Raw genomic sequence first — 14,790 nt, 5'->3', positions numbered from 1 at the left:
GTCCTTTTTCATGTTTAAGTGGGTTACTACGATCGTTAAGTGCGAAGTCGATTTTTATGCTCAGTTAGGTTAGCTAAGTAAAAACGAATCACAAGGTGTTTAGCGAGAAAATCGAATACTAAGTGCTGCGGTGACTCCCCAGAGACCGTTAACGAGTAGCACTAGAATCGGTGTGAGCATGCCCAGTTCTGTACCGCCGATTCCTTTGCCTGCTTGGGGGAAAATCAACAAAAGCTGCACGGCAGTTGGGGCAAGGCTGATGATCAAGCCTTTGAGCCACAGTCGAGACTGTAGCATGGGCAATATAAATAACAGCCCCCACAGGCCGCCCCACACAATGCGTGGGTAGAGCCATTCGGGGCTGAGATGCGGTGCAATGGCAATATCAAAGCGCGAGGTAAAGCCGTAGTAGCCGACCCACCAAAGCATGAGGCTATTTGCCAGCGCGCCAATGCTGCCGGCGCTAAAATAAATCATGAGCTTTTTCATTTGCGGTTTCCCATTCTGTTTGCAGGCTGATTAGTTATTTAAATGCGCTGAGCTAGGCCAGTTGCCAGCTCAGCTAACAGCTGTGCGGCGGGAATGTCTCGGCAGTGCTTATTGTTCGTGCCCGCCCAGAGAGGAGAGAAATCACCACTCGCCAGCGACTCTGCGTGACTGCGCAGCGGGCCAATTGCGGTGCCGGCTAAGGGGAATGTCGGCGCGAGCGGATTGAATGGGCCTATTTCATCGATTATGCGGTTGATAATACTGCGGGCGGGACGGCCAGAAAAAACATTGGTTAACGCGGTTTCGGCGTTATGTTGATTGCGCAGTGCGTGGCGGTGAACGGAGCTGGTATCCGCCTCTGGGCACAGTAAAAAAGCAGTGCCAATTTGCACGCCGGAGGCGCCGAGCGACATAGCCGCCGAAATGTCCGCCGCGCAGCCGATGCCCCCTGCCGCTACGACCGGAATGTGTAGCAGGGGAGTGATGGCGGTCAGTAAGTCTTTCAGCGAGATTTGTTCGTCAATATTGTCAGATAAAAACATGCCTCTATGCCCACCCGCTTCAAGTCCTTGGGCAATAATGGCATCGGCGCCATGCGCTTCCAGCCACAAAGCTTCGTCGACGGTGGTGGCGCTGGCGAGTATTTTGCTGCCCCAGGATTTAAGGCGGTCGACCAGTTTGGCGTCGGGTAATCCAAAGTGAAAGCTGATTACCGGTGGGGCAAATTTTTCTATTAAATCGGCGGTCGCGCTAGTGAAGGGATTTCGCGCCGGCCCGTCTTTTATGTCCTTTACCTCTAAGCCAAATTCATCATAGTAGGGGCTGAGTAATTGCCGCCACGCCTCCTCGGCTGTTGGGTCAGCCTGCGGAGAGGTGTGGCAAAAAAAATTGAGGTTAAAGGGTTTGTCAGTTTGACTCTTGATTAGAGTGAGTTCAGCTTCTATTTTCTCCTCGCTGAGCATCGCGCAGGGCAGCGAGCCTAGGCCGCCGGCGTTCGATACCGCAATGGCGAGTCTGCTGCCTTGTATGCCCGCCATGGGCGCTTGCACGATAGGTCGGTCAGTAGCAAAGACTGATGAGAGTTTGTGCGGCGCAACATTGGACATAGATTTTTCTGCTTGGCTTCAAAGTAATATAGCGAGCTTAGCGCAGGGTGGCACTTAGCGACAAATGCCATCTGCGTTTAGTAATACCTTATACAGGGGGTGTTTGCGGTTTTGCAGTGATTCAGAGCTGGGGTACTATGGCGCACTGATTTAATGATAATGAAAAAAGGACAGGGAATGAACGCGCATTCGCGAACAGAAATCGCATTAATTACAGGTGCCTCGGCGGGTATTGGACGGGCATTTGCTTTGCAATTGGCGTCGCGCTGTAAGGGTTTAATTTTGATTGGCAGGGACGCAGATAAGTTGGCTGCGGTGGTTGCGGAGTTAGAGCAGCCAGGCCTTAGTATCACCAGCTTCGCCTTGGACTTGACGACGACCGAAGGCGTAACCCGGGTCATGGAAGCTATTCGCCAGAAAGGCCCCGTGACCATATTAATTAACAATGCTGGCTTTGCGAGCTATGGAAAATTTGCAGAGTCTGATTTAGACATCGAAATGGCCATGGTTAATTTGCACTGCAATGCGACCTTGGCGCTGAGCCGTGCCGCATTGCCGTATATGAAAGAGGCGGGGCGTGGTGCGGTCATTAACGTATCCTCGCTGGGTAGCTTTTTCCCGGTAAAAAATTCCGCTGTTTACGGGGCCAGCAAAACCTTTTTAAACTTGTTTTCACAGGCATTGCAGCAGGAAGTGAAGGCCGATGGTATTCGTGTGCAGTGTCTATGCCCCGGTTATACCCGCAGTGATTTTAGTGATCGCGAACTTTTAGCCGAACTGGATTCCAGCAAAGTACCAGATGAATTATGGATGAGCGCTGCGGACGTTGCTGCGGCGAGTATTGCGCATATGGATTCGTCGAGTGAGGCGGTGATGTGTCTTACTGAAAATAATAGAGATTTAGCGAATAAAGGTTTGATGGCGCAGGCTGCTGGGCTACTTTAAATGCCTTATTTTTCCAGCCGACTGTGTCGCGTAATTGTGTTTTTAATGCGCGGTAAATAAATTTTTGGAGCAATTAACGTTGACTACTTGGTCGCCAAATTTCGACCCGCTTGCCTTGCCGTCGCTACCGAACATTGCGGTGGATAGCAAAATTTCAGATATTGAATGGGCATTAGAATACAGCCGTTACTACGATATAAATTTTGAAGATAGCTATCCCGGCTTGACCCACTTATTCGGCGCCTTTGACAGTGCGGGCGAGCGCATTGCCATACAAGTGTTTAATTTGGCGGATGCTCACAGTACCGCCTTTGTATATCACGGCTACTACGATCACGTAGGTCTTTTTAATAATGTAATTAATTATTTTTTAAAACATGGCTATTCCGTTGTGGCCTACGATTTACCCGGTCATGGTTTGTCGACCGGTGAGCGCGCCGCCATTGATGACTTTATGTGCTACCGGCAAGTGCTGAGTGATGCCTTTAAAGTAGTTGCAGATTTTGGTTTGCCAGCACGGCGTGTTGGTTTGGCGCAAAGTACGGGCTGCGCGGTACTTATGTCACATTTGCTCAGTGGTGGCGACGCGGACTTTGAACGTGTGGTGCTGTTGGCTCCATTGTTAAAGCCCTGCGATTGGTGGTGGGGCAAACCTGCGCATAGCCTATTAAAATATTTTATACATAGTCTGCCGCGCAAATTTGCCGACAATTCCGACGATCAATTATTCTTAGAATTTTTACGAGAGCGCGACCCACTGCAAGCTCGGTTTTTACCGCTGAGCTGGGTGGGCGCACTTAAAAAATGGCAGACATGGTTCCATCGACAACAACCGGTGTCCAGCTCGTTAATGATTTTGCAGGGCGATCAAGACGAAACCGTCGAGTGGCGTTACAACCTGCCGCGCATCCAAGCTAAGTTTCCCAATGCGAAGATCGTGCACGTACCGGGTGCCAGGCATCATCTCGCAAAAGAGGGCGAGGTTTACCGCGAGCAGTTATGGCAAGCTTGTGATGATTATCTTTAATTGGCTCGGGAGTCGCCACATAGGATATTCGTGTGGCTTTGGTTGCTAAGTAAGAAAGTACAAAGGAGTGCGCGTTGAAAATGGAATTTAAAAACTTAGGATTCTTATCTGGTATCTTAACCCCAATCTGGTTGATAGTTGGCGTAACTGTTGCGGGCGCATTGTATCCAGGATATAGCCAGTTCAACCAAGCTTTAAGTGAGCTTGGCGCGATTGGCGCGCCGACTCATCTCATTTCGCCAATGATTAATAATTACCCCCTCGGTGTTCTGTTTGCATTGTTTGGTACTTCTATAATTAAGGAGTTTCCGTACTCAAAACTCGCTAGATTTACAGGAGTCTTAATTGTTATACACGGAGTGGGCAGTATTACGGCTGGTTATTTCTCATGTGACGTTGGGTGCAACCCTCAAAGGCCTTCTGAGTCTCAGATAATTCATAACCTATCTGGCTTGGTGATGTTTCTTTCGCTTGTTATAGCCAGTGGTGTATGGGTGCATTTAGGGCCGAAGTTAGTAGAGTCTAAAGCCTTAGGTATTTTTTCTCTGCTATGCACCCTATTAGCCATTGTCGTATTGCCGCCTATGATTTTAGCTATTGAATCCGGTTTAGGTTTTGGCCTTTACCAGCGTCTTAATTATGGTGCCTCTGTTGTCTGGGTTGCGGGGCTAGCGTATGTTTTATTTAAGCGGAATAGTAGCCGTAGTTGATAAGTTGCGGTAGGGCTTATGGTCGCAATAGAGGTTTGTTTAAACTAAACCACTGCCATCCTCCGCTTGTATCGGGCTGTGCAAAAACCACTGTCATCCCCGACACCGATCGGGGATCCATGTGAGCGTAAGCGAATGCTTTTGGTTTAAGTACCTTGCAGAGCTCGGAAGCTTAACCCACCGACGGTGGCGTGGTATTCGCCATCCATTCCCACCACTGATGTTCGCCCTCGGGCTTGTCCATATCTTGGCAGCGGTGCACATCCCAGGTAACTAAATAATCGGGATTGCTTATCGCTTCGTTGCTATCGGTTTTGTAGTTGCCGGCGGGGGCGTGAAACCACGACGCCATTGATGAGGGCAGGGTAAATTCTTCGTCATCGTTTTGGCGCAGCGTGATGCCGTCTTTTGCAGTGACTCTAACAACGGTGCCCGCCAGCATTCTTTGCTGAAGGGCATCGCCGTTAATGTCGAAATAGCTGATGCCGACTAGGGCGCGCTTGTCTATCAGCGCGGCGAGTTCGGGAGAGAGTATATCAGCCATAGTCGACAGTGCTTCCTTGATGAATTTAGAACAGTACGCGGCAGCGAATTGTGCCTTTTACGTCTAGTAGTTTTTCGACAGCGAACTCGCTTGAGCCTTCGTCGATATCCATGACCACATAGCCGACTTTCTCACTGGTTTGCAGGTATTGGCTGCAAATATTGATGTTGTTGTCGGAAAAGATTTGGTTAATGGAGCTGAGTATGCCGGGCATATTGTGGTGAATGTGCAGAATACGGTGCTTACCAGGATGCGCAGGCAGTGCCACTTCTGGGAAGTTGACAGACGAGGTGGTGGTACCGTTGTCTGAGTATTTCACCAGTTTGTCGGCGACTTCCATGCCGATGTTAAGCTGGGCTTCTACCGTTGAGCCGCCAACGTGGGGTGTTAAAAACACATTGTCGAACTCACGCAGCGGTGAAATAAATTCATCGTTATTGCTGCGTGGCTCTTCTGGGAATACGTCGATAGCCGCGCCGGCGAGTTTGTTATCGCGCAGTACATTGACCAGTGCGTCGATATCTACCACGGTGCCGCGCGCCGCGTTAATTAAAATAGCGCCTGTCTTCATTTGGGCTAATTCGCTGGCTCCGATCATCATTTGCGTGGATGCAGTTTCTGGCACGTGCAGGCTGACAACGTCGGCAGTCGCCAGCAGCTCGCCGAGGCTAACTTGGCTGGCATTGCCGAGTGGCAGTTTATTGACCACGTCAGTAAAGCACACTTCCATGCCCAGGCTTTCGGCAATAACAGACAACTGCATGCCGATAGAGCCGTAGCCGATAATGCCAAGGCGTTTGCCGCGAATTTCGTAGGAGCCAACGGCGGTTTTCATCCACTCACCGCGGTGCGCGGCGGCGTTTTTCTCGGCCAAGCCGCGCATTAATAGTATGGCTTCGGCAATAACCAATTCGGCGACTGAACGGGTGTTTGAGAAGGGCGCGTTAAATACCGCAATGCCGCGCTCGGTAGCCGCCTGTAAATTAACTTGGTTGGTACCGATGCAGAAGCAGCCGACGGCGATGAGCTTTTTGGCTTCGTCCAATACCTCTGGGGTGAGCTGGGTGCGCGAGCGAATGCCAACAAAATGGGCGTCGGCAATTTTTTGTTTTAGCTCTTCGTCGGGCAGGGCCTTCTGATAGTAATCAATATTGGTATAGCCAGCCGCGTGAAGCGCATCGACAGAGGACTGGTGAAGCCCTTCCAATAACAGGAATTTGATTTTGGCTTTGTCGAGGGATGTTTTTGCCATGAGATTGCTCGCCCCACTCTGAGGTACAGTGAAAGCGCAGTATGGTATCATATCCGCCTTTTCTAAGCGCGATTCAGAGAGGCATTTTTACCATGTCGGCGAGCCCTATTCCGTCTTCCGAAACCATTATTAGTGAGCTACAGGCCATCGTCGGCAGCGACAAAGTACGCAACGACGCAGAAATCCTGTTTAGCCATGGTCGAGATTGGACAAAAGCCCACACTCCGGCGCCCCTGGCGGTGGTATTTCCGCGCACCGCAGCCGAGGTTCAGGCAGTGGTTAAACTGGCTAATAATTTAGAATTTGCCATTGTGCCGTCCGGCGGTCGCACCGGCTTAAGTGGTGGCGCGGTAGCGGCCAGCGGTGAGGTGGTGGTGTCTTTTGACTATATGAGTCATATCAGCGATTTTGACCCCATCGATCGCACAGTGGTTTGTCAGGCGGGGGTTATCACCGAGCAGCTGCAAGATTTCGCAGAGGAGCGTGGCTTATTTTACCCCGTCGATTTTGCCTCGGCGGGCTCCTCGCAAATTGGCGGCAATATCGCCACCAATGCGGGTGGCATCAAGGTGATTCGCTACGGCATGACCCGCGATTGGGTGGCCGGTTTAAAAGTGGTGACGGGCAATGGCGATATGCTGGAGCTGAACCGCGGTTTGCTAAAGAACAATGCGGGCTACGATTTACGTCAGCTATTTATTGGCGCCGAGGGCACCTTGGGCTTGATTGTTGAAGCAACCATGCAGCTCACCCGCGCTCCCAAAAATCTCACGGCCTTTGTTCTCGGGGTAGAAGATTTTAGCGGCATTATGAATTTGTTTAATCGCTTTCAGGCCGAGATGGATCTGACCGCCTTTGAATTTTTCTCCGAACAAGCTCTGCAAAAGGTGGTTGCCCATAGCAATGTGCCGCGTCCCTTTGAATCGACCTGCCCCTATTACGCGCTGTTAGAATTTGAGTGTCTGAATGAGGAAGTTGAGGCGCAGGCGATGGCGCTGTTCGAGGCCTGTGTTGAAGAGGGCTGGGTGACTGACGGGGTAATGAGCCAGAGCTTGGAGCAGCTTAAAAATCTGTGGCGCCTGCGGGAAGATATCTCGGAGACTATTTCTAAATGGACGCCCTATAAAAATGATATTTCCACCATTATTTCGCGGGTGCCTGATTTCTTAGAGGCCGTTGAGACCTTGGTAGATGCGCAATACCCCGATTTTGAAATTATTTGGTTCGGTCATATTGGCGACGGTAATTTGCATCTGAATATCCTTAAGCCCGACGATATGGATAAGGATGAGTTCTTTGAAAAATGCGGCAAAGTCAGCACCGGCGTGTTTGAGATTGTCGCCAAGTATGGCGGCAGCGTATCGGCTGAGCACGGCGTCGGTCTGCTGAAAAAAGCGTATTTGCCGTATTCCCGTTCAGAAACCGAAATTGCCTTAATGCGTCAGGTGAAGCAGGTTTTTGATCCTAAGGGGCTTATGAACCCCGGCAAAATTTTCGATTAAAAGACCTCGGTTTAGTAAGACGGAGTGCAGCAATGTATCGTCATCGTTTAGCGGTAGGCAGTGAATACTCGTATACGCCGGGCAAGGTGGTGTGTGTGGGCAGGAATTACGCTGATCACGCCAAAGAGTTGGGCAATGCCGTGCCTAGCTCGCCGCTACTATTTATTAAGCCAGCGACCGCGATGGTGGCCATGACCGAGCCCGTGGCGCTGCCGGAAGGCTTTGGTGCCTGCCATCATGAATTGGAAATGGCGCTGTTGATTGGTCAACCTTTGACTAAGGCGGCGCCAGATCAGTGTCGGGCAGCCATTGCCGGCATTGGCCTCGCCTTGGATTTAACGCTGCGCGAACTGCAAGACGAGCTAAAGAAAAAAGGCCATCCGTGGGAGCGCGCAAAAGCCTTTGACGGTGCCTGTCCTTTATCTGAATTTGCGGCTTTCGATCAAAACCTGGACTTCGCTTCCCTCACGTTGCGCTTAACGCGCAACGGCGGCGTGCAGCAGCAAGGTAGCTGCGGTGATATGTTATTCAGCGTCGAAAACTTGCTGAGCGAAATAAGTCACAGCTTCACCTTAATGCCCGGTGATGTGGTCTTAACGGGAACACCGGCGGGCGTCGGTCCCTTGAGTTCGGGAGACCAGCTAGTCGCTGAGCTAGGGGATTATTTGCGGGTTGAAACGGTAGTGCTTTAAAGGCGGGTCGGAGGTCTGGCGTCGGAGGTCTGACGAAAATTCAAAAGCGGCATTTGACAGTGCCTGCGTATATGTAGAAATTTTCCGACATCCGACATCCGACATCCGACATCCGACATCCGACATCCGACATCCGACTTCGCCCCTTACGCCTTCAGCGTTTTTACACCTTCCGCCGTTCCTAATAACAATACATCTGCTGGCCGACAGGCAAACAGTCCATTGGTGACTACGCCGGTTATATTGTTAATCGCCTCTTCGGTTGTGCGCGGCGTGCTGATCATAAAGTCGTAGACGTCGAGAATAATGTTGCCGTTGTCGGTGACTACGCCTTCGCGGTAAACCGGATTGCCGCCGAGTTTAACCAGTTCCCGCGCCACGTAACTGCGGGCCATGGGGATGACTTCTACAGGGAGAGGAAACGCGCCGAGTTGATTAACCAATTTGCTGCCGTCGGCAATACACACAAATTCCTTGCTGGCCGCCGCGACAATTTTTTCACGGGTGAGGGCTGCGCCGCCGCCTTTAATTAACTCCAGACGATCATTGGCCTCGTCAGCGCCGTCAACGTAGACCGCGATAGTGCCGGTGGAATTCAGCTCGAGTACGTCGATACCGTGCTTGCGTAAACGCTGCGCAGAGGCTTCCGAGCTAGCGACTGTCCCTTTTATGTCGTCTTTAAATTCCGCTAAAAGGTCGATAAAGAAGTTGGCGGTGGAACCGGTGCCAATACCGATAATTTCGCCGTCGAGGATGGCGGGCTTGATGTGGTCTATTGCGGCTTGGGCTACCGCAAGTTTTAGCTCATCTTGTGTCATTGTCGGCCTTTGCTGTTGTACGCTGGTGGCGGGGTTTGCGGGCAAGTATAAAATTCACGAGCGCTAATTGCGAGCGGCCGTCTTGCTCGTTACTTGTTTAACTGCCCTTTAGACATGGGAGTGGGGTATGAATTCAAATTATAAAAGTTACCAGGTATGGTTTGACGAATTCAAGCGGCTCGCGATTGCCGAGGATTTAGCGTGGTTGGTCTCAAGCGAGGGCGATGGGCACAAAAAGGCCTTTGAGCATGGCGATTCTCCCGCCGAAGAGCTGATGACCTTAGCGGATATGGCCGAGTGGCGTGGCTGTGGCTGCGGGGGTGGCAGCTAGTTGTTTTCGCGGTCTTGCTGCGCTTTGGCTGTAGACGCGGTAGACTTGCCAGCTTGAATTTTTGCGCTGTTGTTAGCGTAGCAATGGAGGCCGCACAGAGTTATGCCACAGAGTTACATCAAAAAAATCCTCAAAGCCCGCGTATACGATGTTGCTATCGAATCGCCGGTTGATTATATGCCCCTGCTGAGCAAACGCTTGGGCAATGAAATTTTGTTAAAGCGTGAGGATTTGCAGCCGGTCTTTTCATTTAAGCTGCGCGGCGCCTACAACAAAATGATGAGCCTGACTGAGGAGGAGCGCAGCAAAGGTGTGGTCGCCGCCTCAGCCGGTAACCATGCTCAGGGTCTTGCGCTTTCTGCACTAAAGCTCGGCGTAAAAGCCACAATCGTTATGCCAAGAACCACCCCGCAAATTAAAGTCGATGCGGTGCGCGCGCGCGGTGGCAAAGTTGTGTTGCATGGCGACACCTACGACGAGGCATCAAGTTTCGCCAAGAAGTTAGTAGAAGAAAAAGGCATGGTCTACGTTCATCCCTACGACGATCCAGAAGTGATTGCGGGTCAGGGCACCGTGGGCATGGAAATTCTTCGCCAAGTTACCGGTCCACTCGACGCAGTGTTTGTCCCTGTTGGCGGCGGTGGTTTAGCGGCGGGCGTGGCGGCCTATATCAAATATGTACGCCCCGAAGTCAAAGTAATTGCGGTAGAGCCAGAAGACGCAGCCTGCCTTAAATTAGCGATGGAAAAAGGCCGGCGCGCTATTCTGCCAGAAGTCGGCTTGTTTGCTGACGGCGTTGCCGTTGCGCAAATTGGCAAAGAGACTTTCCGTGTTTTGCGTAAAACCATCGATGGCGTAATAACAGCAAGCACCGATGAAATTTGCGCAGCGATCAAAGATATTTTTGACGATACCCGCTCGATTGCCGAGCCCGCTGGTGCGTTGGCCTTGGCGGGTTTGAAAAAATACGCAGAGCAAAATGACTGCAGTGGTCAAACATTGCTGGCCATAGACAGCGGCGCCAACACCAATTTTGATCGCCTGCGTTATATCGCCGAGCGCACCGAAATTGGCGAGCAGCGCGAAGCAATTTTAAGCGTCACTATACCTGAGCGTCCCGGCAGTTTTAAAAAGTTCTGTGGTGCCTTGGGTAAGCGCAATATCACTGAGTTTAACTACCGCTTTGGTGATGACCGCGATGCCCAAATCTTTGTGGGCATCTCGGTGGCAGCGGGTGGCGGTGACCGGCAGGAATTGGTCGAAACGCTGCAAAAAATGGAATACCCCGTAGCGGACTTTACCGACAACGAAATGGCGAAACTGCATATTCGCCATATGGTCGGTGGGCACCGACCTGCGGCGGTAAAAAATGAATTGCTATACCGCTTCGAATTTCCCGAGCGCCCCGGCGCCTTGATGAACTTTTTGACCAAACTCGGCAATCGCTGGAATATCTCCTTATTCCACTACCGCAACCACGGCGCGGCTTATGGTCGGGTATTAGTGGGTTTACAGGCGGACAAAAAAGAGCGATCAGAAATAGAATCGTTCTTAGATAAGCTAGCCTACCCCTACCATGAAGAAAGCGACAATCCTGCGTATCAATTGTTTTTGAGTTAGCTGGAGTTTGGTGTAGGTGTTGTAGCTTATCCATTGCGTTGAAAAAATGGCTCTCCTTGTGAGGGCTATTTTTTTGGAGGAAAGTATTTCACGGGGTGGCGCTGTAATTAGTGGGGGCATCTAAGCTTGTCGATTTGTGATTCATTGATGCTCAGATAAGATATCACTCGAAAGTGGAGGATCTCTCAAGCTCCCTAGCAGAAATGGAAAGCGTGTTTACGCTTTCCTTAAAAGCATTTAAGTCTGAGAAGTGTTCTACTACATGTTTGAGACAGATAGGCTGGCGCTCTGCGTCTTGACTAGCCAAGGCTGCTTTGCGCGTGTGTTTGAAAATTTTGTGGGCTTTGCGGTGTGAGCCGTTGTTAATTAATTTACGTGTCTACAACTTCTTTTACTAGCAAGCTATCAAAGGCATTAGTTTGTCCAGAGAGTGCAATGATAGTGCGGTGTCTACAACTGTTTCATCGTAGATTTTTCCGCGGCCACGTTTAATTTCATCTAGAGCGGCATTGATGCCGAGAGCCGGTCGATATGGGCGGTGAGAGGTCATTGCCTCAATCACATCTGCGACGGCAATAATCCTGGCCTCAATCAATATCTCGTCTTTGCAAAGGCCTAATGGATAACCCGACCCATCACATCGTTCATGATGTTGCTGAACTATCTTGGCAATGGGCCAGGGGAAGTCGACTTTACTTAGGATATCGTAACCGGTCTGCGCGTGCAGTTTGATTAACTCGAACTCCGGTGGCAGTAATCGACCTGGTTTTGAAAGTATTTGAGAGGGAACGGCTATTTTCCCAATGTCATGAACCGTTGCGGCCAATTCTAAGCCTTGAATGACCCCGGGTGGCAAACCCAATAATTCAGCTATTGCTGCAGCGAGTAGACTTACTCGTTCTTGATGTCCAGACGTATACAAATCTCTTGTTTCCAGCGCACTTGCCAGGGCGTAGACGGTTGATCTCATGCTATCCGCAAGACGCTTTTTATCTGAAATGTCACGTATTGCGGCATATAGATATTCTAAATCAGTCGACACTATATTTACGTTAATCTCGACGGGGAAAGTTGATCCGTCGCGACAAATAAGCTCGTCTTCGTACCTAATCGAGGGCGCTCCCATGTCGCGATTGTTTAATTTTAAAAGCAAGGCGTCGCGGTTGGAGGCGGTTATACTATTAAACGGTGTGTTCAATATCTCTTCTACGGTATAGCCTAGGGTGCTTAAGCCTCGGTCGTTTATGTTAATTACTTCTAACGTCGCCGCATTTAGCAAAATCATAATATCGTTAGCGCCGTCTATTTGTTTTCTAAAAAGACGCAAATTTAATTCATTTTGCTTTCTTTCGGTAATGTCTGTTGCGATCCCAATAAACCGATCAGTCTCATTTGTGCTGCAATTTATTTGTGTATGGCCGTGAGCCCAAATATGCCTAACCTCACCGTCGGGTCGAACAATTCGAAACTCCACTTCATAGCTCTTGTGCTGGAATCGATTATTGCGAGCTTGGATTACCCTAGATATATCGTCGCGATGAATTGAATACAAAAAAGAATCTGCGTCCTCATAAAGGCTTGCACAGGATTTTCCCCACACCCGCTCATAGCCGGGGCTAATATACTGGACAGTATTGGTTTTTAACTCTGTAATCCAAAAAACATCGGGAAGAAAATTTGCGATCTCTAGAAGATTTCGAGCTTGTTTGGTTAAATTTGAATTTTCAGCGATGTTAGAACGAAGTGAAACATCGGTCATATGTAAAACTGACCCTGTCATGTTGCTGGTTTGCGGCAGGGGAGATCCCCAAGCTTCCACCGCTACCCAGCCTACTTTTTTTGAGCGTATTCGCCAGTTGCAGCGGAGCGATGGCGTATGGTTCGCTCGTAGCTCTTCAAGGAAATTTTGTGCGGATTTTAGGTCTTCGGGGTGTAGGTACTCAATGAATGGCGTATCGACAATTTCATCGGGCTCGAATCCCAAGTCGAAGCTGGCGTTGACAAATCTTACGATCCTGTCTTCGTCAAGAATCCAATGAAAGTCCTTCGATGTATTTATAATCGCATATAAATCATCAGGCTCTAGCTTCCCTGACTTCGGCTTCTTAAGCCTCTTTTTGTCTGCCATGACACGTATCGCCGCTTACTACCATCTGTGCATATATAGCATAAAACAATAAATTAGCTATGTTTTTAGGCGAAATACAATAAAGGGAGATGGGAGATTACTTATTTTTTCTAAAACAGGCACTTCGTGTTAGCTTCTAATTCACAAAGTCGATTTTTGTGTCTCGCTTCATTTGTGATTTCCCTATGGTTGAAGCCTAGGCAGACTTGTATGATGAAGGGGCTTGGTCTTTTTATGGCTTACTTATTTGGGGGCGTATATGCAGGATATTCATGAGCTATTTAGCTTAATGGTTAAGAAGGAAGCGTCAGATTTGTTTCTAACTTGCGGTGCTCCCCCTCACGTTAAAATCAACGGTATTACACATCCCGTTAAGACTGGAATACTTGAGCCTGGTGAAGTTAAACAAATGGCTTACGAGATAATGACAGATCGTCAAACCTCTGATTTTGAGGAAACCTTCGAGGCAAATCTTTCTGTTTCAGTTTCGGGGTTGGCTCGTTTTAGGATAAACGTCTACTATCAGCGCGGTGAAGTTGCCCTTGTTGCCCGCCTAATAAAATCAAAAATTCCCTCATTTACTCAGCTCGGTTTGCCCAAGCCATGCGGTGATTTGGTTATGCTCAAACGCGGTTTGGTGTTAGTTGTTGGCGCCGCGGGCTCAGGTAAAAGCACCACGCTTGCCGCCATGATTGGACACCGCTCCGAGCATGTGGATGGCCATATTCTGACTATTGAAGATCCAATTGAATTTCTTTTTCCGCACAAGAGATCGCTTGTGGATCAGCGTGAAGTTGGGATTGATACAAAAACCTTTGACGACGCATTGGTCAACGCAATGCGAGAAGCCCCCGATGTCATTATGATCGGAGAAATTCGCAATGTTGAAACGGCGAAACACGCAATAGCTTACGCTGAAACTGGGCACTTATGTTTAGCAACAATGCACGCGAATAATGCGAACCAAGCGATTGAGCGCATACTAAATTTTTTCCCGGAACAGGCTCATAAACAACTTCTTCTGGATTTGTCGCTTAATTTAAAAGGAGTTGTTGCTCAGCGATTAGTGCCTTCGATAGACGGCGATCGAGCGCTCTGTACAGAGTTATTACTTCTCTCATCACATATATCCGATTTAATTCAGCATGGTCGTGTGGATGAAATTCGAGATGCTATGGGCAAAGGTAATGAATCTGGGATGCACACTTTCGATCAGATGTTATTCAATTTGTATGAGTCTGGTAGGATTACTTTAGAAACGGCGCTTCACAACGCGGATTCCCATACAAATCTTGCCTTACGTATCCGCCTGTCGGAAAAGCATTCCACAGATGATGCACCATCTCTACAAATAGATGCGGAGGGGGCACGTTTTCCTGAAGATCACTAAGGCTACTAATTTAATTGAGTCATCCCTGCATAAAGATTCATTTAATTAGCAGAGGCTCTAAGTTATATTTTTTAATTAGAATAGTGGCTAAATTATATTAGTCAGGGAATTAGCCATAGCTATACATGTTCGGAGTAATGCACCTTCTTGTATTAGGTCGTGGATTTACTATGAAAATAAAGTAAGCGCTCAATAAACCCCACTCTATTTATCCTTTGCAATCTCGGCTAAGGCAT

Annotated in this window: 14 protein-coding genes; 8 read left to right on the top strand and 6 right to left on the bottom strand. The window is 49.2% G+C overall.

Annotated elements, in window-relative coordinates:
• Window positions 1-99 precede the first annotated feature (99 nt).
• Window positions 100-489: a hypothetical protein gene (locus AAC007_RS14905; RefSeq protein ID WP_295874843.1), complete on the bottom strand. Its 390-nt coding sequence runs from the start codon at window positions 487-489 to the stop codon at window positions 100-102.
• 38 nt (window positions 490-527) lie between these two features.
• Window positions 528-1,595, bottom strand: a complete 1,068-nt coding sequence (locus AAC007_RS14900) for a nitronate monooxygenase (RefSeq protein WP_295874846.1) — start codon at window positions 1,593-1,595, stop codon at window positions 528-530.
• Between the two features lie 177 nt (window positions 1,596-1,772).
• Here AAC007_RS14900 and AAC007_RS14895 point away from each other — a divergent pair, with 177 nt between their 5' ends.
• The 3 genes from AAC007_RS14895 to AAC007_RS14885 all read left to right on the top strand — a co-directional run bounded on the left by AAC007_RS14895 (window position 1,773) and on the right by AAC007_RS14885 (window position 4,277).
• Window positions 1,773-2,540: an SDR family NAD(P)-dependent oxidoreductase gene (locus AAC007_RS14895; RefSeq protein WP_295874849.1), complete on the top strand. Its 768-nt coding sequence runs from the start codon at window positions 1,773-1,775 to the stop codon at window positions 2,538-2,540.
• Window positions 2,541-2,619: 79 nt separating this feature from the next.
• Complete coding sequence (locus tag AAC007_RS14890; protein ID WP_295874852.1) at window positions 2,620-3,567, top strand: alpha/beta hydrolase; 948 nt, start codon at window positions 2,620-2,622, stop codon at window positions 3,565-3,567.
• A gap of 80 nt (window positions 3,568-3,647) precedes the next feature.
• On the top strand, window positions 3,648-4,277 hold the full coding sequence (locus AAC007_RS14885; protein ID WP_295874854.1) for a DUF998 domain-containing protein: 630 nt from the start codon (window positions 3,648-3,650) through the stop codon (window positions 4,275-4,277).
• A gap of 172 nt (window positions 4,278-4,449) precedes the next feature.
• Here AAC007_RS14885 and AAC007_RS14880 read toward each other — a convergent pair whose 3' ends face one another.
• The gene (locus tag AAC007_RS14880; protein ID WP_295874856.1) at window positions 4,450-4,821 is read right to left on the bottom strand and encodes a hypothetical protein; all 372 of its coding nucleotides are present in this window, start codon (window positions 4,819-4,821) and stop codon (window positions 4,450-4,452) included.
• A 25-nt stretch (window positions 4,822-4,846) separates the two neighbouring features.
• Window positions 4,847-6,073: a phosphoglycerate dehydrogenase gene (serA, locus tag AAC007_RS14875; RefSeq protein ID WP_295874857.1), complete on the bottom strand. Its 1,227-nt coding sequence runs from the start codon at window positions 6,071-6,073 to the stop codon at window positions 4,847-4,849.
• Window positions 6,074-6,165: 92 nt separating this feature from the next.
• Here serA and AAC007_RS14870 point away from each other — a divergent pair, with 92 nt between their 5' ends.
• Window positions 6,166-7,575 (top strand): FAD-binding oxidoreductase, encoded by a 1,410-nt coding sequence (locus AAC007_RS14870; protein WP_295874860.1) that lies wholly within the window; start codon window positions 6,166-6,168, stop codon window positions 7,573-7,575.
• A 32-nt stretch (window positions 7,576-7,607) separates the two neighbouring features.
• On the top strand, window positions 7,608-8,267 hold the full coding sequence (locus AAC007_RS14865; protein ID WP_295874862.1) for a fumarylacetoacetate hydrolase family protein: 660 nt from the start codon (window positions 7,608-7,610) through the stop codon (window positions 8,265-8,267).
• A gap of 146 nt (window positions 8,268-8,413) precedes the next feature.
• Here the strand turns inward: AAC007_RS14865 and rpiA are convergent, their stop codons facing one another.
• Complete coding sequence (rpiA, locus tag AAC007_RS14860) at window positions 8,414-9,085, bottom strand: ribose-5-phosphate isomerase RpiA (protein ID WP_339677820.1); 672 nt, start codon at window positions 9,083-9,085, stop codon at window positions 8,414-8,416.
• 127 nt (window positions 9,086-9,212) lie between these two features.
• Between rpiA and AAC007_RS14855 the strand changes: the two genes are divergently transcribed.
• Both AAC007_RS14855 and ilvA read left to right on the top strand, forming a co-directional pair.
• Window positions 9,213-9,416, top strand: coding sequence for a hypothetical protein (locus AAC007_RS14855; RefSeq protein ID WP_339677819.1), 204 nt, complete (start codon window positions 9,213-9,215; stop codon window positions 9,414-9,416).
• A gap of 102 nt (window positions 9,417-9,518) precedes the next feature.
• Window positions 9,519-11,036 carry a threonine ammonia-lyase, biosynthetic gene (gene ilvA / locus AAC007_RS14850; RefSeq protein WP_295874870.1) on the top strand — a complete coding sequence of 506 codons (1,518 nt, stop codon included), beginning with the start codon at window positions 9,519-9,521 and terminating at the stop codon, window positions 11,034-11,036.
• 394 nt (window positions 11,037-11,430) lie between these two features.
• Here the strand turns inward: ilvA and AAC007_RS14845 are convergent, their stop codons facing one another.
• Entirely contained in the window at window positions 11,431-13,164 is a 1,734-nt protein-coding gene (locus AAC007_RS14845) for an HD domain-containing phosphohydrolase (RefSeq protein ID WP_339677817.1), read from the bottom strand.
• Window positions 13,165-13,423: 259 nt separating this feature from the next.
• Between AAC007_RS14845 and AAC007_RS14840 the strand changes: the two genes are divergently transcribed.
• On the top strand, window positions 13,424-14,554 hold the full coding sequence (locus tag AAC007_RS14840; protein WP_339677815.1) for a PilT/PilU family type 4a pilus ATPase: 1,131 nt from the start codon (window positions 13,424-13,426) through the stop codon (window positions 14,552-14,554).
• Window positions 14,555-14,790: the final 236 nt, after the last annotated feature.

The sequence above is a fragment of the uncultured Zhongshania sp. genome, from assembly GCF_963975605.1.
Taxonomy (GTDB): domain Bacteria; phylum Pseudomonadota; class Gammaproteobacteria; order Pseudomonadales; family Spongiibacteraceae; genus Spongiibacter; species Spongiibacter aquimaris.
Note: the sequence above shows the minus strand (reverse complement) of the source record. Positions and strands in the feature narration are given on the sequence as shown.